The 19,900-nt window shown below is 49.3% G+C and carries 20 protein-coding genes; 3 read left to right on the top strand and 17 right to left on the bottom strand.

Going from position 1 to position 19,900, the window contains the following annotated elements:
- Positions 1-252: 252 nt before the first annotated feature.
- Complete coding sequence (locus NEA10_RS12260; protein ID WP_252660566.1) at positions 253-717, top strand: hypothetical protein; 465 nt, start codon at positions 253-255, stop codon at positions 715-717.
- A gap of 131 nt (positions 718-848) precedes the next feature.
- Here NEA10_RS12260 and NEA10_RS12255 read toward each other — a convergent pair whose 3' ends face one another.
- From NEA10_RS12255 to NEA10_RS12235, 5 genes are all read right to left on the bottom strand, one after another.
- Positions 849-1,571 (bottom strand): metallophosphoesterase family protein, encoded by a 723-nt coding sequence (locus NEA10_RS12255; protein ID WP_252660564.1) that lies wholly within the window; start codon positions 1,569-1,571, stop codon positions 849-851.
- A gap of 54 nt (positions 1,572-1,625) precedes the next feature.
- Positions 1,626-2,453: a metallophosphoesterase family protein gene (locus NEA10_RS12250; RefSeq protein WP_252660562.1), complete on the bottom strand. Its 828-nt coding sequence runs from the start codon at positions 2,451-2,453 to the stop codon at positions 1,626-1,628.
- A 96-nt stretch (positions 2,454-2,549) separates the two neighbouring features.
- Positions 2,550-3,329, bottom strand: coding sequence for a CobW C-terminal domain-containing protein (locus tag NEA10_RS12245; RefSeq protein ID WP_252660560.1), 780 nt, complete (start codon positions 3,327-3,329; stop codon positions 2,550-2,552).
- Positions 3,330-3,444: 115 nt separating this feature from the next.
- On the bottom strand, positions 3,445-4,119 hold the full coding sequence (gene folE, locus NEA10_RS12240; RefSeq protein ID WP_252660553.1) for a GTP cyclohydrolase I FolE: 675 nt from the start codon (positions 4,117-4,119) through the stop codon (positions 3,445-3,447).
- A 235-nt stretch (positions 4,120-4,354) separates the two neighbouring features.
- Positions 4,355-5,437 (bottom strand): CobW family GTP-binding protein, encoded by a 1,083-nt coding sequence (locus NEA10_RS12235; RefSeq protein ID WP_252660551.1) that lies wholly within the window; start codon positions 5,435-5,437, stop codon positions 4,355-4,357.
- 122 nt (positions 5,438-5,559) lie between these two features.
- Here NEA10_RS12235 and NEA10_RS12230 point away from each other — a divergent pair, with 122 nt between their 5' ends.
- On the top strand, positions 5,560-6,828 hold the full coding sequence (locus NEA10_RS12230; protein WP_252660549.1) for an FAD/NAD(P)-binding protein: 1,269 nt from the start codon (positions 5,560-5,562) through the stop codon (positions 6,826-6,828).
- 73 nt (positions 6,829-6,901) lie between these two features.
- Here the strand turns inward: NEA10_RS12230 and NEA10_RS12225 are convergent, their stop codons facing one another.
- Entirely contained in the window at positions 6,902-8,914 is a 2,013-nt protein-coding gene (locus NEA10_RS12225; RefSeq protein WP_252660548.1) for a hypothetical protein, read from the bottom strand.
- Between the two features lie 317 nt (positions 8,915-9,231).
- Here NEA10_RS12225 and NEA10_RS12220 point away from each other — a divergent pair, with 317 nt between their 5' ends.
- Positions 9,232-9,477 (top strand): hypothetical protein, encoded by a 246-nt coding sequence (locus tag NEA10_RS12220; RefSeq protein ID WP_252660545.1) that lies wholly within the window; start codon positions 9,232-9,234, stop codon positions 9,475-9,477.
- 65 nt (positions 9,478-9,542) lie between these two features.
- Here the strand turns inward: NEA10_RS12220 and NEA10_RS12215 are convergent, their stop codons facing one another.
- From NEA10_RS12215 to NEA10_RS12165, 11 genes are all read right to left on the bottom strand, one after another.
- Positions 9,543-10,244: a hypothetical protein gene (locus NEA10_RS12215; protein ID WP_252660543.1), complete on the bottom strand. Its 702-nt coding sequence runs from the start codon at positions 10,242-10,244 to the stop codon at positions 9,543-9,545.
- Positions 10,237-11,430, bottom strand: coding sequence for an AAA family ATPase (locus NEA10_RS12210; RefSeq protein ID WP_252660541.1), 1,194 nt, complete (start codon positions 11,428-11,430; stop codon positions 10,237-10,239). Before NEA10_RS12210 ends, NEA10_RS12215 begins: the two co-directional genes overlap by 8 nt.
- A gap of 201 nt (positions 11,431-11,631) precedes the next feature.
- Positions 11,632-12,039 carry a DUF309 domain-containing protein gene (locus tag NEA10_RS12205; RefSeq protein ID WP_252665344.1) on the bottom strand — a complete coding sequence of 136 codons (408 nt, stop codon included), beginning with the start codon at positions 12,037-12,039 and terminating at the stop codon, positions 11,632-11,634.
- A gap of 9 nt (positions 12,040-12,048) precedes the next feature.
- Positions 12,049-13,191, bottom strand: coding sequence for a DUF58 domain-containing protein (locus NEA10_RS12200; protein ID WP_252660540.1), 1,143 nt, complete (start codon positions 13,189-13,191; stop codon positions 12,049-12,051).
- A gap of 61 nt (positions 13,192-13,252) precedes the next feature.
- Positions 13,253-13,681, bottom strand: coding sequence for a type II toxin-antitoxin system VapC family toxin (locus tag NEA10_RS12195; RefSeq protein WP_252660538.1), 429 nt, complete (start codon positions 13,679-13,681; stop codon positions 13,253-13,255).
- Between the two features lie 8 nt (positions 13,682-13,689).
- Entirely contained in the window at positions 13,690-13,908 is a 219-nt protein-coding gene (locus NEA10_RS12190) for a hypothetical protein (protein ID WP_252660536.1), read from the bottom strand.
- Positions 13,909-14,033: 125 nt separating this feature from the next.
- The gene (locus tag NEA10_RS12185) at positions 14,034-15,716 is read right to left on the bottom strand and encodes an NAD+ synthase (RefSeq protein WP_252660534.1); all 1,683 of its coding nucleotides are present in this window, start codon (positions 15,714-15,716) and stop codon (positions 14,034-14,036) included.
- A gap of 28 nt (positions 15,717-15,744) precedes the next feature.
- Positions 15,745-16,482, bottom strand: a complete 738-nt coding sequence (locus NEA10_RS12180) for an NUDIX hydrolase (RefSeq protein WP_252660532.1) — start codon at positions 16,480-16,482, stop codon at positions 15,745-15,747.
- 30 nt (positions 16,483-16,512) lie between these two features.
- The gene (locus NEA10_RS12175) at positions 16,513-17,100 is read right to left on the bottom strand and encodes a nicotinate-nucleotide adenylyltransferase (RefSeq protein ID WP_252660530.1); all 588 of its coding nucleotides are present in this window, start codon (positions 17,098-17,100) and stop codon (positions 16,513-16,515) included.
- A 33-nt stretch (positions 17,101-17,133) separates the two neighbouring features.
- On the bottom strand, positions 17,134-18,522 hold the full coding sequence (locus tag NEA10_RS12170; RefSeq protein WP_252660528.1) for a nicotinate phosphoribosyltransferase: 1,389 nt from the start codon (positions 18,520-18,522) through the stop codon (positions 17,134-17,136).
- A 321-nt stretch (positions 18,523-18,843) separates the two neighbouring features.
- The gene (locus tag NEA10_RS12165) at positions 18,844-19,830 is read right to left on the bottom strand and encodes a DUF3747 domain-containing protein (protein WP_252660526.1); all 987 of its coding nucleotides are present in this window, start codon (positions 19,828-19,830) and stop codon (positions 18,844-18,846) included.
- Between the last annotated feature and the right edge of the window lie 70 nt (positions 19,831-19,900).

Raw genomic sequence — 19,900 nt, 5'->3', positions numbered from 1 at the left:
CAGTTTTTCCTGATGGCGACTATTCTAACAAAGGATTACGGCTAAGGGTGGGCATAATAGCCTTATACTTATTCATGAAACTGGGGCCCTGTACCCGGGTCGGAGGTGAACGGAGCTAGAACTAGAGCGGCTAGGGCAGTCCAGCCCTGATCGCTTCTTTCCCGTTAACCCAGCCCCAACAGCTACGGGCAATGATGTCATACAATCGTTATAGTGAGTCAATCAAACTCAAAGACAACAGGGTGGAAGACCATGACGAACCCCGAAGAAATTTCTCAAAATCCGGTTCCCCTTGCCCCTGATGCGAGTGCCGTTCAAGTTCATCTCGGCATTCTTCAGGATATTGTGTCCCGCATGGCGAGCAATAGTGTAAGTTGCAAAACCTGGTGCATTACTTTGGTTTCAGCTATCTTAGTGGTCATTGCCAATAATACTGAACCGAATTATGCTTGGATTGCCCTGCTCCCAGTGCTTCTTTTTGGCATATTAGATGCCTATTATTTGGCTCAAGAACGAAATTTCCGGACTAGCTACAATAGGTTTGTTGCTAAACTTCAACGCGGTCAAGCAACGACACAAGACCTCTTTAACGTTGCACCGACGACGGATGCTAGTTTGGTTCAGGACTCAATTCAGGCAATTTCTTCCTTTGCAATTTACCCGTTTTATCTCACGTTGCTCCTCATGATTGCGATAACTCGGTTTATCATTCTTTAGAGAGATTGGGGTGAGATATTCTTGAAAACATCAACCACATTTGATGTTAGAGGTAGTGGGAAGTGGGGACACCACGGAGGGGCAATCCCTTGTGGTTGCCCGAGGACACGGAGAGAGAGGGGGAGAGGGGGTTAGGTGAGATGACGAAATTTGACTTGGTTGCTACCGGGGGAATATAAACAATAACTGGCTTGATTGGGAGTTCGCCCAACGCTGCCGACTCCGATGACTTTGCGGGGTTTTAGGGATTGGCTGATGGGGGCTTCGTTGCCGTCTAAGGTGGTGACTTGGGAGTTGATTTGTCCTGATTCAAAACAATACTCGAAGGCTAATCCTGAACGGCCACAGAAAAGCTGGTTGGCATCGGCACGGATGAGGCGATCGAGTAGGATACTGGGAGGGGTGTTTGGGGTGAGTTCGTCATCGTAGCTGACGGTACTCCCATGAATGAGGAGACTGTCTAACTCCAGAAAGCCAAAATCGAGCGATCGCAACCACTCGACATGGTCCCGAGGAACGGCATTCCAGAGGGCCTCGACGACGTCATCGCCATATCGCTCTTTTAGGGCTATTCCCTGAGGATCGGGCCCGACTCCGTGCAGGTTGAAGCATTGTTCTTCCCACCAGCCGGTGCAAATTTGGGGGGTGGGTTCTCCGGGTTTGGGCGATCGCAGCTGTTCTAGAAGTTCTGAACATTGGGGATGCAAGCCGACAACATCGCCGAGGATATAAATTGCATCTACGGGAAGGGTTTGTTTGCGAATATCCTCTAATACGGCATGATAAGCGGTTAGATTGCCTTCAAGACCACTTAAAATTGCCCAATGGGAGTGTTCTAGAAATAAATCAGTCAAGGTGGGAATGCTCTCATTACGTCAGGTTCAGGACAAGGGACGGGGGCCGGACATCTAGCGTTGACATAAATGCTGAGGATCATCGGTCCGTTCGGCAAATTCTAGGCCCTGGGAAAGTCGCCAGGCGAAGATTTTGGGAAGGCCCTGTTCAAGGATGGCGGCACAGGTTTTTTGATAGTCATAGGGAAGTTCCCGCAGGCCCACGGCTTCGCTCTGGGTATCATAAATCACGTAGGTGGCATTGGGACGACCGTGGCGGGGTTCTCCGACGGAACCGGCGTTGACAATCCGTTTGATGGATGTTGAGAAGCTTTGTTGGACGGGAGTGGTTTGGGGATTGTCGGGGTGAATCTGTTTGACGGACATGGAGATGTTTCCGTCGTCGAGCGATCGCACATAGGGGATATGGGTATGTCCACAAAACAGGACATCGGCGTCTGTGGATAACACTCGTTCTAGGGCGATGAAGCTGTCAAGTTCTGGCATCAGATACTCATGTTGACTGTTGGGACTTCCATGGACAAAACAAAGGTTTCCCTCTCGTAAGCTTAGGGGAAGTTGGGCCAGATACTCCCGCACATCATCCCGAACCACTTGATTCGTCCATTCATGGGCCCGAAGTCCCCGTTTTTCGGCTAGCAGGGAGGGATAGCTACATTCGCAAGCGTTAAGGCCTTCGACGATATCTTCGTCCCAACAGCCTTGTACGGTGGGAATCTCTAGGCTCCGAATGCGATCGACCACTTCGTTGGGATAGGGACCATAACCGACTAAGTCGCCTAGGCAGATGATGCGATCGCATCCCTGGGCTTCAACGTCATTTAAGACGGTCTCTAGGGCTTCTAAGTTTCCGTGAATACAGGATAAAACAGCAATTTTCATGGAAGGAAAATTTGAAAAACAGCAACAAAAACTTCAGTCACTTGAGAATAGAGAAAAACTCAACTACTACCCTAAAAAAGTTTGGAATGATTAGGCTTAATTCGTGTCAACCATAGGGTCTTGTGCGGTTTTCAAATAGGCTTGATATTGAGCCAAAATTTCATCCGCCACAAAACAGTCCTGTAGGGTTTCTTTAATACCGGCTCCATCTAGGTTCTCGCCGACGACTTCCAAACCACTAAACCCTTGCGGCCGACCATCCAGGCATAAAGGAACGTTTAAGGAATGATACTCACTGCCCTCTAAGCCTGAAGTAAAGTTAAATAAAAAGGTCTGTCCATCAGCAATATTAAAAATAGCCTTGGCTCGTTGAACGGGGCCATAGGCACCTTGTATTAACTCCTGCCAGAAAATATCCAAACTTGGCGGGTCGAAAACTTCCCCAGATAACAACGCTCGCTGCATTTGTAAGTTGACGATGGACTCAGTCGCCGTTCCGACACCCACTTTCACCTCATTGGCTTCTGGCCAATGATGCCAGTCTGTTTTAGGACCCTTGGGAGGAACTAGGACGATGTTCTGACAATCCACGAGGGGCAGCACTAGGGACTCTAAGGCAATATGAAAGCCAACTTCAATATAAATAGGATTTTTAGCCCCCTGATGTTCTACCAGCTTGACTGAGGCATTGTCATCGCTGAGACAGTCAAGTTTGGGGTGCAGGGTGTCTAAATAGCTGGCATCCAGGGGAAAAGAACCGCCGCCAAGGTTGAGGTAGGCGATTGTTTGATTGGGGGAATGCTGTTGCAGTTTTTCCGCAATCCAATGGGTTTTTCCAACTCCAGAAGGGCCGGCAATGAGGAAGATGTTAGACATAGGAGGGAACAGGGAACAGGGAATAGGGAATAGGGGAGAGAAGAATCTAGGGCGTACCGGGGGGGTGCGCCCTTGTTCTGGCTCTTGACTGCTATCCTATTCCCTATGGGTGAGTTTAATGGAAAGCGGGACTGTGGCGGATTAGACTCATAAACTCTTGGCGGGTGCGTGCGTCTTCGGCAAAAACACCTCGCATGGCACTGCTGACGGTCCAAGACCCCGGTTTTTGAACGCCCCGCATCACCATACACATATGAGTAGCTTCGACGACGACGGCGACCCCTTGAGGTTGTAACACAGATTGCAAGGTTTCGGCAATGCTGGCGGTGAGTCGCTCTTGAACTTGCAGACGGCGGGCGTGCATTTCACAGATGCGGGCGATTTTCGAGAGGCCGATGACTCGTCCGTTGGGAATGTAGGCTACGTGAACTCGTCCGATAATGGGCAAAATATGGTGTTCACAGGAACTGAAAATGTCGATGTCCCGAATTAAAACCATCTCATCGGTGTCTTCGTGAAAGACGGCTCCATTGAGGAGTTCTTCGAGGGATTGGTCGTAGCCTTGGGTGAGAAATTGAAGGGCTTTCACCACTCGTTTAGGGGTGTCTTTTAAGCCTTCGCGATCGGGGTCTTCTCCCAGTCCGATTAACAGAGTCCGAACGGCTTGCTCCATTTCGGCTCGTGATACTCGGGCGCGTGTAGCTGTGGGGATGGAACTACTAACAGAACTGAGGCTGGAGGGGATGGACTGTCCGTTGCTGGCTACAGTGTTTGAGCTGTCTAAAGTCATTAGAACAAAGGATGATGGCTAATTTTCAATGGACAAGGAATTATTGATTCTCAACCATTGATTATGGCTAAATCTATCGTCAATTACTCGGAGCTTGTCTCATTCTTGGGCGGGGGATGGTCTTAGAATTTCGAGGCTAAGTGACTAGCTTCACAAAACTCAACATTTATTAGATTAACACTAAATTCTGTTTTTTGCCAGGTGTTAATCTCGATGTTTTCTGGGAGGTCAGGGACTAGGAGCGTCCACTGATAACTTCGGAAATTAAACAGTCTTTGAGGCTGTTACGGAGCTGGGTTTCGTCCAGGTGGCGACCAATGAACACCATTTGGTTTTTGGGTTGGGCATTTTTCCAGTCATCCACGTTGAGGACACAGCGTTTTCCGCTGAGTTGGAAGATGTGTTTTTGCTGGCTTTCTTGAAACCAGAGGATTCCTTTGGCTCGGAAGATGGATGGGGGAAGAGTATCCAGGAATTTTTGGAAGCGTTCTAAAGATAGGGGGCGATCGCTCTGGAAGGAAATCGAGACAAATCCATCGTTATCGAGATGGCTGGAATGGTGATGGTGATGTTCGTGGGGATGCTCGTGATGATGCTCATGATGATGCTCATGATCGTGGTCATGATCGTGGTCATGAGCCTTTTCTTCCTCAATTTCTCGCTGATAGTCTTGGGGACGGTTGTAGTGAACGTCTAAAATTAGGGGCAAGGGAACTTCCCCAAATTGACAGCGTATAATTCGCGCCCCGTCTTTGAGCGTGCGAAGGCTTTGTTCGAGTTGGCTGAGTTGGGCTTCAGGGACTAAATCAGTTTTGTTGAGGAGAATGATGTCACTGTAGATAATCTGTTTGTTGGCGGCTTCACTGTCAAAGCATTTTGGGGTGAAGGTTTCTGCATCAATGGTGGTGAGGACGGAGTCGAGCCGGGTGAAATCTCGTAATTCCGTGCCGAGGAAGGTTAACATAATCGGCAGGGGATCGGCGACTCCGGTGGTTTCAATGATGAGGTAGTCGATGCGATCGCCCCGTTCCAAGACGCGATAGACGGCATCCACTAAGCCATCATTGATGGTGCAGCAAATACAGCCATTGCTCAGTTCCACCATGTTCTCGTCGATGGACATCAGCAGTTGGCTATCAATGTTGATGTCACCAAACTCATTGACTAAGACGGCAACTTTCAGATCCTGTTGGTTGTTGAGGATGTGATTAAGAAGGGTGGTTTTGCCACTGCCCAAAAATCCCGTGATGATTGTCACAGGCATTCCCTGTTTGGGAAGGTTCAGAGGGGTGTCAGACACCGTGAGCGGATTAGACATAAAGACAATAGGAAAATGTGCGGGGCGAACGGTTCGGTGAGGGTGCAAGGAAGGTCCCCAGAGGTACGGATGGGGACATGGACTCGCAAAAAACGAGAATGATTCTTATTATACATAAGGACATGAATCTTGTAACCCTACTGCTCGTGTTATCTTTCCCTCCGACCGGTGAGTCAATTCCCAGAACCGTTGATATTGCTATCATAGGTGCTGGCCCGCAAGCATTAACCTTAGTCACCCATGTTCTACAGAAAAAACGGTCCTGGGGCGATCGCCTAGGGGTGTTTGATCGAGCTGGAACCTGGATGGCTCAATGGAAGCAGCAGTTTGCGGCGTTGGAGATTCCCCATTTGCGATCGCCCGCCGTTCATCATCCCGATCCCAATCCCTATGCGTTACGGGCCTTCGCCGCCAATCGTCCGTCGGAGTTATTCCCGCCTTATGATTTACCGGGAACGGAACTGTTCCAGGAGTTTTGCCAGGATGTGATTGAACGCTGGGGGTTGGGGGATGGGGTGATTCAGGCTAATATTACGGACCTTGAACCGATTGAGATAGAGGGCCACGATCGCTTCCGGCTACATATCCAAGGACATCCCCCCAGCTTAGCCCGTCGCGTCATCCTAGCCAGCGGCGGCGGCCCCCCACGACTCCCCGACTGGGTGGCGGAGATTCCCTCCAGCTATCCCCCGGAACGGTTGCAACATTCGAGTCAGATTGATTTACGGATTCGGCATCTGGGGGGAGAGGAGATTTTGATTGTGGGGAGTGGATTAACCAGTGGTCATTTAGCCTTGGGGGCCGTTCGTCGTGGGGCCCGGGTGACGTTGATGGCCCGGCGACAGTTTTATGAGAAGTTGTTTGATGCCGACCCCGGTTGGTTGGGGCCGAAATATCTCAAGGGATTTCAGGCTGAACCGGATTGGGGGCGGCGATGGCAGATGATTCAAGAGGCGCGAAATGGCGGCTCTGTGACCCCTAAGGTTTTATTCAAATTGCGGCGTCTAGAACGAGAGGGAAAGGTTCAGTTTTTGGAAAATTGTCAAATCACAAGAGCCACTTGGAATCAAGGGCTTTGGGACGTTGACTGCAACCAACCTCAAGGGTCGTTACCCCGTTTCCACCGTCTTTGGCTAGCCACGGGGACAGACTTTGATATCCGCAAGCATCCGTTATTGCACCAGGTGCAGTGGCGATATCCGGTAGAGACGGTGGGGGGACTTCCCCAACTCGATGACCATTTACGCTGGGGAACGTCGCAACTGTTTCTGATGGGCCCGGGAACGGCGTTACAGGTGGGGCCGGTGGCCCGCAATATCTATGGCGGGAAGTTAGCGAGCCAACGCATTGTCCCCGCTTTAACTAAGTCGAGTTTAGGGAGGGTGGCTTAGGATATTGGTTGAAGATTGAGGGTTTATAGACACCCATCAAGGGAAGGAACCGATATTTATGGGTGTCTTCGACTTAAGCCGAAAAACTGGCATATTGTTGTTTTAATGAGGTTAACACTTGAACCCAGCGATCCTCATCACTATCCCCAGAAAAAATATTGGTCAGTTCCTCTACGCGACCAAGATCATCTCGCCGGTCTTCATTACTCAGCAAAGTTGACAAATCTGAGTCCATTAGAGAAAACAGACGGTCGTAGGAAATTGAGTCTGGATTAGACCCAGAAGCTTTCCAGCGTATTTTTAGATCAGTCAAAACCACACCTTCTTTAGCATCATTCCAGAGGCTGGAGTCAATGAGAGCCAATACGCGCTCGTTGGGTTCAAGTGTGATCCACTTTGACAGGGCAGTTGAAAGTTTATCCAAGGGAATGTTAGGAGATGTAAACCCTTCTTCTTTTTCATACTGTTCCAGGATATTTGCTGCTAAAAATGACTCTAATGAATTGGGTTTAGGCTCCTGTGTTGGCGTATAGATACGAGTCTCGACTTGTCGCAAAATACCTTGATCTCGCTTTTTGCGTCCCTTCATAAACGACCAAACTAAGAACGCTGTTCCCGAAGCAACAAGGGCTGCTCCACCAGTCATGATACTTAAGCCACCCAGCGCAGAAATTGTCGCCGAAATGGCAGCCGCTCCTGAGAGAGTGCCAGTTACTCCTAAGGTACTTGCTGCTGTCCAAGCGGCTAAAACTGTCGCGGCTCCAGCAACAGTTCCGGTTCCTACCGAAATCCCCAAGTTTCTGAAGTCTTCTCCGTCCATTTCAGAAATGAGGGCAATCGAGAGCAATCCAGCCGCACCAATCAGCGCCGCTCCCCCAGTCGCAACCACTAATCCCCCCAACATTCCCAAACCACCCGCTGCAACAGAACCACCCCCCAACGCGGCAAGGGTTGCGTTAGTCGCCGCCGCTCCTGATAGACTACTCAAGCTAACACCTGTGGCTGTTTCAGCTCCAGCTGCCGAGAGTAATCGAGTCGCTTGAGGAACAACACTGGCTCCTCGACCATAGACTTGTTTGGCAGACTTTTTCAAATTTTCAACGTCTTGATAGTCCTGAATAAATGCCATCACTTGTTCGCCTAGGTCTTGACCCTCAGCCCTATTATTCTGACGAGTGATTGCATAAACTAGCTTAGCATTATCAGAAATATTAGACGTTAGAATCAAATTGTCTAAATCGTTGACAAGGTCTTCATTAGAGATTTCGCGACCATCTCTAACTTCTTGATAGGCTAGTAAATAGGCATTCCTTTGAGTTTCGTTGAATTTAGGGTTTTCATCAATCCACTTAACCAGAATCAAATCGACGGTTAATGCCCTAGATTTAGCACTGGCGATGGTGTACTCATTTTGAATCTCTGGGGGTAACTGAGAAGCAGTTACAATTGAATCCAGGTCGCTGAGTGCTTTGAAATCTGTAATAGGTTCCCCAGCGCGAACCAACTCAAAAGTCCCCAGGATGAGTTGTCGTTTGCCTACAGATAATCTTGAGGTTGCTAGGGTGGACTCAACCACACTTTGAATTCCTAGCAGCCTTGAGTTTGTACTTGCTAATAGGTAGCGATCCTTGACAGAATCCTCAAGTTTAGATGTCTCAACAACATAATCTAAAAGTTGTAATGAGGTTAGATCATTGATGTACCTGCCATCTTCAACCTGCTCATAAACAAGTTTACACTTGGTCTTACTCGCCTCCTGAATAAAAGAAGTCTTGTCAATTTCTTGGTAGATTTGATCCGCTAGTCTTAAGGTTCGGTCGTAGAGGGTGTGAGCGATCGCGATCGCTTCCCCTTGATCCCCTGGAAGTTGAAATGGGAGTTCTGTATCTTCGGTAGTTCTTGCGGGAATCTTAAGTTCTAGCTTTTGCCCAGAACGTAGGGTAATTTCCTGTACTCCCCCAGTACGCGATCGCACATAAGGAATAAAAATATGGTACTTCTCGGTATCCAGATCGAGACTTGTGGTTGTTTCCGGCTCAGCCAGAGCTGGCTGCATCGCCAGAGTATCGCGCAACACCAAACCCATAGCGGCGAGAGTCAGTCCCTGTAAGGCTTGGCGGCGGCTGATGTTGAAGCGAGTCATCTTGGAACCATAGCTATGGAATGATAATATACTAACGGTAACTGCCAGTTGTTCAGTCAGACCTTTAGGATTCTCAATATTGTCATAAAACCATGACATTAAGAACAAGCTATTTATTACATCTAATTCATCGATATAATTAAAAGCTTTTGTTTTATTTTAGACAGCAATACTTACAAGAAATAATATCCTTGTTAAAAGATACGCATTTTTGCTCCTGTTTGAATGCTTTGCCGTTTTTGAGGATTGAATTAATCTAGGTGTGTTCGGCTAGTACGGATAGTGGTGAGGTCAGTCCCCGGATTTTAGGGGCCTTCCAGCCGGCGATTCTCCGCACCCCCCGAGATAAGCGCGATGCACTGGCGGCGTCTCCCTTGGACCGTCCACCGGGGTTAGACTTGATTATTTTTGAGCGTTTGATGCGTCAGATGGGGGGAGATTTCCTGATTGAGAAGATTGAGGATGGACGCATTGTGAGTCGTCTGTTGGTTCCTCGGCATTCTTGAATTTAAGACTTCGTTTGGGCTTGGACTGGGTGACATACAGCAACACCAGCATAGCCAGATTAGTCTTAGGGGTCAACAGCTTTACTTATTACTTGCTCAAAGTCAGCAGCTTGGCTACAAACTCTTGTAACCTGTTCCCAGTTCTCAGTTATTTTAGGAGCCTTGACTTGATACATACGCTTACTTTTCTTAATACGTTGTTTCTTGGGTAGCTGCGCTAGTTGTTTCTCTAGCCTCGTATTACACTCAGCATCAACCAGGAGAGAATTGTTAGAGGATAAGACTGCTGCGGCCAGCCAAGTCCCGGAAGATTGAGCTGGGAGACAGAAAAGGGTGCGATCGCCGGGAGTGACCGGACCTAACCAGCTTTTGATGACGTTTAGCAGAACATCTACCGTATCAATGATGGGGGGACAAGGTTGTGAACAGGGAAGCATTTCCCAGTGGTTCACCTGCGCTAGTTTTAAGGCTGACTCACCACAGTCATCATATCGGAAACTCGATACATCGACATCGACATGAATGATGAGTAGATCAAAACCGCTCAGAGTCGGATCGGTATCCAGTGAACCCGTATGTCTTTGTTGCGCCGCCTGACACCACTTCAGCACGCCACCCCAACCGCTGCCAAGTTGGGGTTGAGTGGCTTCAGGTTGTAGAAGTGTGATGATGAAGGGGTCGGGTAACACCGCTTTGAGTGCAGCCTGAATCACTTCATAATCCGTCGGCCCTTCAGCGACTAGGCCGATTTTCAAGGGTTCAGACATTGGGAACGGCTCCTAGATGACCCATTAACCAAAGGCGTGAGAGGGGATATTGCTGATTAAGTTCAGTGAGTTCAGGGGTGAGTGTGACACGGCGGATACAGGTTTGTCCATTACTGTTGCGTTCCACCCCAAAGAGGCGCACCTCGGGATCGGTTAAATCTAATCCATCCAAAGCAGCAGGATTATGGACCGTCAACAACAGTTGGCGATCGCCCTCATTATGTCCAAGCCAACCCGCAAGACGGGACATCAACCGCACCAGTAACCGAGGATTCAGGGCCTGATCTAAATTATCGATCGCCAATAATTGAGGCGCTTGGGGCAACAGGCACAGCAAGGCTGCGAAAATAAGGTAAAGTGCGCCCTCACTCGCATCATAGGCGGTCAGTTCATTGCGACTGGGGTTCATGAAGCGATCGCTGAATTTTAAGAGTCGCTTTGTGCGGGGGATCTTGGGGGATAGCAAATTGGTTCCAGAAACCGTTGTCTCGATATCAAGCACCCAGTCAATTAAATCCAGCACTTGCTCCAAAATCTCCTCACCCGCGTCTCCCTGACTCTGCAACTGTTGACGCAGGCTCGCAAACCCCTCAGCTAATTGTCCACCACTAAGACCAACTGGAAGCCGAGATTGTTGATCCGGTAAAATTCCTCGGAGAGTTGGGGTGTTTGGAGCATAAATCGCAAACTCTTGAAGGCGTTGCATCAGTTGAGCGGCGAGATTTGTGGGGTCGAGATGCACCCGTTCTAAGGCGGCTAAACCAGCTTTCGGATTGAGGTTTTTCTTGTTGCGGACTCCCTGAGAAAGAATTTCCCTCTTACCATCACTGAGAACTTCAGTTTTATAAGACCATGCCGGTTCAGGAGAATCGAGGGGATTGAGTAAGGAAACGCGATAGGTTTCCTGGGCTGAGCCGGTTACACGAATGGCAATATGGGCTGGGGTGCGATCGCTGACAAATGAGCTTTTATAGAGTCGCGGTAAGCCTGCACGTACGCCCCGACGGAGTAAACTCTCATCATCGACAACTCCATTGGCGGCTGCTCCCAATACGCCTAAGGCTTCTAATAGGTTACTTTTTCCTGACCCATTTGCACCAATTAAGCAGTTGACCCGACCCAGTTCTAGGTTGGCTGAGTAAATGGACTTAAAGCCCCGGATTTCAACTTGGCGAATTAGGGTCATTTCAAATCAAGATTTCTTAATAACATCGTTGGAGTGAATTTAGGGTTTTGCTAATGTAGGGTAATCTACCACTGGGACTGGAGGGTAAATTAAAGCAATAACATTAGGCTGGGCTTGGCTCGAATATAAGACACTCGGTTTCTTGAAGAAACCGGGTGTCATTTGCTTCTAACTTAGTCTGAATTAATACATCTGTTAACTTCATGCTGAGACTTTGTTCACGTTGGGTAACGTCATCGTCCCTGATTCCCCGATTAAACCATACTGGCTGGCAAACTCAGCGGTTCTCTCCTCTCCCGCTTCTTGCAACTCTTGCAACATCTGCAACGCTTCAGTGAATAGGGACTCTACATCAATCTCCCCATACTCAGGACGATAACGTCGCAGGCGATTGGTTCCTTCCCCCAATAACATTAAACAGCCTTTCCAGTTCTGATTGCTGAGATGATAAAAGGCTACTGCAATCTGTAAAATACCTTGATAAAACGTCTTTTCTGGGTCAACGGATTCCAGCCAAATGGCTTCGAGGGTATCATGACAGGCGTAGAACTCACCTTGATTGAACTCGTCAACGGCTTGCCAAAATTCTGGGGGAAATTCCGTCATGATGCTATCACCTTACTTCAATAGTGATTGTAACTGACGTTGTAAATCCTTGTCAGGGTTGATCGCCAGTCCACCGGCGCTTAAACCGGGGGGAACAGAGCGGGCCCAGAGAATCCAGCGACTGCTGGCGGTGAGGTTCTCTAAGGTGGCGGCGTTGGGGGTGAGCCATAGGGTGGGGCGATCGCCAATCGGATCAGCGGTCTCTGATTCGCCGAAACTCGCCCCGGCTAAGGTTTCTAACACCACTCGATGACCCTTGACTAAGCCCGTTTTTGCGGTCCACAGACGCACGTTCAGTTGTATCTGAGTGGCGTAGAAATAGAGAGACGCAGCGGCGATCGCCCCCTGTTCAAAGTCTTCTGCATCCCAATGGGCCGCCGTATCCAGCGCAATCACCGCATCCAGTCCACTCTGGAACACCTCCAACTCCCGAACTCGTAACTCTCCATAGCGGGCCGATGTGCGCCAGTGAATCATCCGCATCGGATCGCCGAAGCGATAGGGACGTAAGGCGCGGGTTAGGCCCTCTGAGGCGGGTTGAACTTGACGTTCATAGGCGGAAAAGACGGGATTCTCCTCCTGGCCAATTCCATCGATGAGGGGACAGCGTTGTAGGGGGAGAACCTGGGGATAAACGATCGCCTTTCCCGGAACCTGACGCGATCGCCGACACCAAAATAACCCCAATGGCGCTGCTGTGCGTAACGTCACCTGATCCCAATGGTAAATTCCCCGTTGCGCGGCGGGATGTTGATAAATCCAGCGCAGGGTTTCTCCCCCAGGGAGAGATTCAATCACTCGTTGCGGTGGGGTTCCCAAACGGGGGGGAATCTCATCGTGAAGTTGTAACAGCAGTTTTGGCCGACGTTGGGGATTGTGAACCTCTAACATGACGGTTAGGGATTCTCCACTACTGACGGGATCGATGGGATGACGTTCCAAGCTAAGACGACGCAGCGATCGCGGGGGGAGGATTGCGGCGATTCCCAGCAAGGCTAACGCGGCGCCACTAATAGCATAGAGCCAGCCAGACATGGTGTTGGCGGCGGAACCGAGATAAAACAGAGACAGTCCCAAACATAACCAACCGGCAAAGGCTGGCTGCACCCAACGACGTTCTAGCCAATCGCCAAATTGTCGTAATTTTCGTTTCACTAACGGTTGCCCCTGTCTTGATTAGGCTTTTACCAGTTTACTCAAGTTTCCGCCGATTCGATCAAGTTGTCCAGTCCTCCACCATCAATCCAGGGACTTTTTCAAAATCTTTATAATTACGAGTTAATAAAATGCGTTGATTGGCTAAGGCAATGGAAGCAATTCTAGCGTCCATTTTTCCAATTCTGATCTGTCTTGCTTCAAGTTGCTCAAGTTGTCGAGCTGCTAACTCATCAAACGGCAAAACAATCGCTGTTTGAAAGTCGCGAACGAGACGGCTCATCATGTCGTAACCTTTGACCATATCTTTGAGATTACGACTGCGATTTATATAGGCATGACACCCTAGCATTTGCTCTTGAATACTAATGATAGAAATAGCAAAACTAGAGGCTGAATGCTGATTTATTCGTTTGTAAATATTTTGATAAGCAGCACCCCTTTTCCGCTGGAGTAGGCTGAGATGATCCGTATCCAATAAATAAGTCATTCCCGCTGCTATTGACCTAGGATAGACTCATCTCCTTGACGAATCGCTTGTCCATATTGGAGAACTTCGTCAAAGGCAGGTTCATCTTCAAAAGAGCCAGTTATTTGGTCTAGCCAATTCTGTGGCTTCTCTGTTTCTTGATTTTTGTCCTCCATTTGTTGTCGAATTTCGGCGATCGCCGCTTCAACAGAGGCTAGGCGTTTTTCTAAAGAGACGTTAAATGTCATAATTGATGAAGATGTTGTAATCTGAAGGTCTGAAAGGATAGCCGAACTCCTCTTATTCTACTATGAATAATGGAGGTAAGACAGGGTTCATCCCCCAAATTGGGACTCGATTGGCTAGTATGAGCTTAATGGATATCCCCACGACGGCAGGCGATCGGCATTCGCCAGCCGGTTCCAAAGGCGCGATCGGTAATCTTTAATCCCGGCGCGGCTTGACGACGTTTAAACTCGGCGCGGGATACCAGTTTAATGACGCGATCGACGGTTTCTCGCGCATATCCGGCCGCGACAATCTCCGCCGCTGATTGGTGTTGTTCCACAAAGCGATGCAGGATATCGTCGAGTTCATCGTAAGGGGGAAGGGAATCCTGATCCGTTTGATTGGGTTTTAGTTCGGCGCTGGGGGGTTTGTTGATAATCGTCTCGGGAATCACCTCAACGCCGGATTGACGGCGGTTTAGCCAACGACAGAGTGCATAGACTTGGGTTTTGGGAACATCGGCGATCGCCGCTAATCCTCCATCCATATCGCCATAGAGGGTACAGTACCCTACAGCCATCTCTGACTTATTCCCCGTCGAGATTAATAAATAGCCTAATTTATTGGAGATGGCCATCAACAGGGTTCCCCGAATCCGGGATTGTAGATTCTCTTCCGCTACTCCGGCTTCTGTTCCTGCAAATAAGTCGGCCAGGGTCTTGTCAAAACTGGTCATTGCCCCTTCAATATAGAGATGATGGGTTTGAATGCCCAAATTCTTGGCTAGGGCGATCGCATCCGTCACCGACCCCTCAGAAGTATAGGGAGACGACATTAACACCCCCAAGACATTTTCTGCACCCACCGCCTCAGCGGCGATCGCCGCCACCAACGCCGAATCAATCCCACCACTCAACCCCAAGACAATTTTAGAAAAGCCGCATTTACGCACATAATCCCGCACCCCCAACCGCAAGGCGGCCCAAATTTCCGCTTCTCGACAATCGGGAAGCGGAACCACCTCCCCCTGACTCAATCCCGTGGCTGTCAGTTGCAACTGCGCGAAATCTGTCTCACAGCCTCTCCCTCGATACACCAAACTCCCATCTCCATTAAAGGCTACACTGCGACCGTCAAAAATTAGATCGTCATTCCCCCCCACTTGATTCACATAGAGAATGGGAACTTGATAGCGACGGGCCGCATGGGATAACATCGACTCTCGCAACTGCTGTTTTTCCACGGTATAGGGAGAGGCGGAAAGATTGACAATTAGGTCAACTTGTGCATCTGCCAAATCGGCGAGAGGGTTGCAAGGATAATGACGTTGACTCCAAAAGTCGTCATCATTCCAGATATCTTCGCAAATGGTGACTCCAATGCGATAGGTGCGATTGCCCTCACTGACGCTAAAATGATGACTCTGGGAATGGGGTTCAAAATAGCGATGTTCATCAAAGACATCATAGGTAGGAAGCAAGCGTTTATGAAACTGCTGTTTCACCTGGCCTCCAACTAAATAGGCAATACTATTATAGAGAGGTTTTCCCCCTTGATGAGCATGAGGATTACGTTGAACCGTTCCCACCAAAACCTGAAGCTGGCTGGGGAGTTGTTGTGCGAGTTCTGTTAACTGTTCTTCCATGGCGTTGACAAAGCCTGGATTGAGAAGTAAATCTCGGGGAGGATAGCCACATAACGCCAGTTCAGGGGTTAACAAAACAGATGCACCCTGGGCATCTGCTTTTTGGGCTGCATCTAAGATTTGTTGGGCATTTCCCGTCAAATCTCCAATGGTTGGGTTGAGTTGGGCGATCGCAATTTTCATTCTAAAACGTCCAGTTGTTCACGAATATCTAAATAAATATCATGGGTTTGTCTTTTAGGGGGGCAAAGGCCTCCGAGTCAAACCGGTACAAACTCGCCGGACGACCCGCCCCTCGGGAGAGTTTCATCCCCGTATCACAGAGAACCCCTAACTTAAGAATGCGGGAGCGAAAGTTGGAATAATCGGCGAAATTTTCCCCTAAAACTGCTGTGTAGAGTTGATAAACTTCATTCAAAGTGAAGGTTTCCGGTAAGACTTCAAACGCCACCGGACTGTATTCTAATTTATTTCGCAACCGTTGATAGCCGTACTTAACCATTTCATTGTGGTCAAAAGCCAGTTTGGGGACGCGATCGCAGGGAAACCAAGCCATCGTCTCTGCCGACTCTGCCAGTAACTGCACCTCCTCATGTTGAACCAAGGCGAAATAACTCACCGACAGATAACGAACTCCAAACGACTGAGGAGACTCCCGAGGATCCCGTGCTGGCCCGCCAAAGGTGTATAACTGTTCCAAATAGAGATTCTGAACGGAAATCTTTTCCGAGAGAACCCGATAGGCGGCATCTTCCAAAGATTCCCCCCGACGCACCAGAGTTCCCGGCAAACTCCATTGTCCTAAATCCGGTTCCCCCTGTCGCTTTAAGAGCAACACTAACACCCGATTTTCAGCGACATCCACTGAAAAAATAGCATTATCCACCCCCACCTTAAACTCTGCCAGCGCATTGCAGATGGATTGCTGCTGTTCCTCTCCGTTTACCATAGCCCCCCCTCCAACAGCCCCATCCCCCCATTACACATATAATTGTTCCTGCTGAATGTATGCTTCTACACTGGGGGGAATCGCTTGGGAATCTTGTGTATTCCGATAGCGCGTCGACGACACATCCGGTGCATTCATATCGGCCACCGTGATGTGTCCCCCCAAGTTCTCCAATTCCTCAATTTTAGCTGACGAGATGGGGCAACCGGGGCGAGGAATCACCAGCAGTTGCACCTGCTTCAACAAGGCGTCCACTTGATACCAACGGGGCAGTTGCGTGAGTAAGTCAGACCCCACTACTAGCGTCAGATGGGCATTTTGCCAGATTTGACGCGCTTTTTCAACAGTCACTAGGGTTCTGGGTGAACTGAGGGCTTCTTCAACGGCGATGTTCTCACAGAGGGGAGTCTCGGCGTTGAGATGGGTTTGACGTAATTCCTCCACCATCCGTTTTAGCATGGCCGAGCGATGCTGGAGGGGGGTTTGTTGCGGCTTCATGGGATTGTCGGAAGCCCAAACCGCTACCCAGTCATAGCGATCGCACAGCCAACGCAGAATCTCTCGATGGGCAATACTGGGAGGATCGGCACTGGTTCCGAAGAGGGCAATCTGGGTCATTTTTAAGGCAGGGGGCAAGAGGTGAGGGGAATGTTATACGGATGACTGGGTTAGGGTTTGGGAGACGCGATCGCGCAGTTGGGTTAAGGCTGGGGAAATCTCGACTTGGGGAATTTGGGTTTGGTGGATGTCGCGCACGTCTGCGGGGAGTTGCATGACGTTGTCTCGGGTGCGTTTGCTGAGGGTTTCTAGGGAGTCTAGGGGCTGTTGGCGATCGCCGTTGAGGATAATCGGTTGTAATAGGGGTTCTTCGCCAGGTTCGGGGGATTCGTCGGCTAATCCGAGGCGATCGCCTTGCCATTGTCCTCCTTCAATGCGCCGGAAAATCTGTTTTCGTCCTGGATAGGTGGACTTTCCGCTCGACTTCTTCATCACCGGAACCCCATCCACTTCAACCAATTTATAAACTCCATTGAAGGGTTCCCCGGTGACTAACTTGGTTCCTACACCATAGCCATCGAGACAGGCCCCCTCCGCCAGAAGTCTGGCGATTTCCCATTCATCGATATCACCACTGCCGAAAATGGGAATATCCCGAAGGTGCGATCGCACGTCTTTAGATAGGGCGACTAAATCCCCGGAATCAATGCGAACCCCTTGTAATTCGATTTCTCCCCCTTGTAAACGATTGGCTAAATACCGCGCTGCCGCCACCGTATCATAGGTATCAATCAATAGGGGAGCACCAGGAAAATGGTAATGAAAGGCGGTAAAAGCGTGGGCCTCACTTCCTTCCATCGCCACAAAGGCCTGAATTAAGGCATGGGCCATGGTTCCCGTAGGTTTACGGCCGAGTTTAAAGGCCCCTAAGACGTTGGATGTGGAATCAAAACCCCCAGCTAGGGCAGCCCGGGCCGCGTAGAGTGAGGCCTGGGGGCTAAAGGCCCGTCGGGTTCCAAATTCTAAGAGGAGGGCGCGATCGCCGGCCACATCCCGGATTCGCGCTGCCCGAGTGCCCACAAGGGTTTGATAGTTAATAACGTTGAGAAGATAGCTTTCTACGAGTTGGGCTTGCCAGAGAGGGGCTTCGATACGTAATAGGGGTTCATGGGGAAATACCACTGTTCCCTCGGGAATGGCCCAAACATCTCCCTGAAAACGGAAGTTTTGCAGTAATTGCCAAATGCGATCGCTCGTCTGGGAGAAAATCCCGGTTTCCTGTAACTCCTGTAGTTGGTTGGGGGTGAAGTGCAGGTTTTCCAGATACTCAATGGCAGTTTCTAAGCCAAAGGCGATCGCATAGCCAAACCCCGGGGGAAACTTACGGGCAAATACCTCGAAACTGGCCCGTTCCGTCTCCAATCCCTCTCCTAGGTAACAAGCACTCATCGTCAACTGATACAAGTCCGTCAGCAAGCCATAGTCCTCAGGGCGAACCGTTAGCCGCTGTGCATCCGTTAAGGGGGCGATCGGGGAGGCCATAGGTTTTCTCTAAACGTAGATCTCTTTAATTATAGTAGATTTTACCAAAAACAACAAATCTCCCCAAACACGGGTTATTCCATTGTTTTAAGTCGTGCCATGGATGGCTGTAGCGGTGAACCGTAAGCACCCACCCTTCCCCCATATCAAGAAAGAAAGCAAGCCGTTCAAAAATAGTCTTTAAGCGTTTATTTTCTAGACAAATTTAACTCCAGGACACCAATATTTTTTATAACAAAAGGCATATTCTCCGAAGAATATGCCTTAACGTAATTTTATGGTATCTCACCTGCAAACAACGACCTAAATGGGCTTATCTGTTTAGCGCAGTACGGTCGTGATAATTTCATCAATACTCAAAGACCGCTCTGTCAAATTCATAATTTGCACAAACGCAACTCGCTGTTCAGCAGACATGATCTCACGAATTGCCATCATGCTGGAAAACTCATTATCCCGAACTTGTTGACGTAACCGTTCAACCTGATTCCGTTGACGACGAATTTGACGAGCAGAGGCATCGCCAATCATCATCTCTTGTAACTCTTCGCGAGCCACCGTCAATTGACTTTGCAGACGACCATTTTCGGCAAGATAAGACTGACGAATATTTGCAATTCGCTGCTGTTGTTGCTGGGTGAGCTCTAGTTCCTCCCGCCAATCTTGAGGCTGGGAAGGCTGGGAAGGCTGGGAAGGTTGAGAGGGTTCCTTCGTGATCGGAGTTGAAGGGCTATTCGCTATCGGACGAGATTGGGCCGCTAGAGCCGTTAACGTGGCAGGATTTGAGAGATAAACATGACCCAGAGTCCGTCCTTGATAGGTGCGTTTGCTAAACTCCCAACCATCATTTAACTCAATGCGGACAAAATCATTAGCATGGGGCGCACGTCCCAGTTCTAGAGTCGGTTGATTCGGACGGAAGGGAACCCCTTGTAAAACAATATCATTTCCTTGGCGAACCGTCCGTAAACTATATTGAATTCCTAAATCTTGTCCTCCAGTACGGATGGAATAACCATTACTATCCGTGAAGCGTCCGCAAATTCCTGTAAAGTCAAAATTAAGGAGTAAAGGATTGACGCGAGTTCCCGTTTCACCCCAGCAAGGACGAGCATTCGATTGTTGCTCAATCACCAGTAGTTGATGTCGTCCCGTATTTCCCACAGGAGCCGCAACAGCGACAAAATTACGTTGTTCAACAGCCCGTTCGCCAAAGGTGGCGGCTTCAGCAGCTTTATGAGTGAAGGTGATACCGAAGGTAGAGACAGCTAATGTAGAAAGGGTGGCGAGGCGAAGTGCAGTTTTCATGGCGAGTGATTGCTGGTGGTAAGGGTGGTTATAGGCTCTTCAATATCTCTGTGAGATTCATCGGATAGCT

The sequence above is a fragment of the Phormidium yuhuli AB48 genome, from assembly GCF_023983615.1.
In the GTDB taxonomy this organism is placed as follows: domain Bacteria; phylum Cyanobacteriota; class Cyanobacteriia; order Cyanobacteriales; family Geitlerinemataceae; genus Sodalinema; species Sodalinema yuhuli.
This window is presented reverse-complemented; position numbering and strand designations above follow the sequence as displayed.